This is a genomic window from Pseudomonas brassicacearum, from assembly GCF_003732265.1.
GTDB classification, from domain to species: domain Bacteria; phylum Pseudomonadota; class Gammaproteobacteria; order Pseudomonadales; family Pseudomonadaceae; genus Aquipseudomonas; species Aquipseudomonas brassicacearum_D.
In genome coordinates this window covers 1-257 of the sequence record NZ_MOBK01000379.1, presented here as the reverse complement: position 1 = coordinate 257, position 257 = coordinate 1, and the positions used below count along the sequence as shown (strand labels likewise).

1 protein-coding gene is annotated in these 257 nt (G+C 61.5%); it reads right to left on the bottom strand.

The features are described from left to right. The coding region (gene pgk / locus BK660_RS31820) for a phosphoglycerate kinase (RefSeq protein ID WP_123436465.1) at nucleotides 1–257 on the bottom strand (257 nt) is incomplete at both ends.

The following is a 257-nucleotide window of genomic DNA, read 5'->3' as shown; positions in this document are numbered from 1 at the left end:
CGAGTTTGGTCGACACCTTGGAACCGGCAACGATAGCCGCCATTGGTTGTGCCGGAGCACCGAGGGCTTTGCCCAGTGCGTCCAGTTCAGCGGCCAACAGTGGGCCAGCAGCGGCGACTTTGGCGAACTTGGCCACGCCATGGGTCGAACCTTCGGCGCGGTGAGCGGTGCCGAAAGCGTCCATCACGAACACGTCGCACAGTGCCGCGTATTGCTGGGCCAGTTCGTCAGCGTTCTTTTTCTCGCCTTTGTTGAAG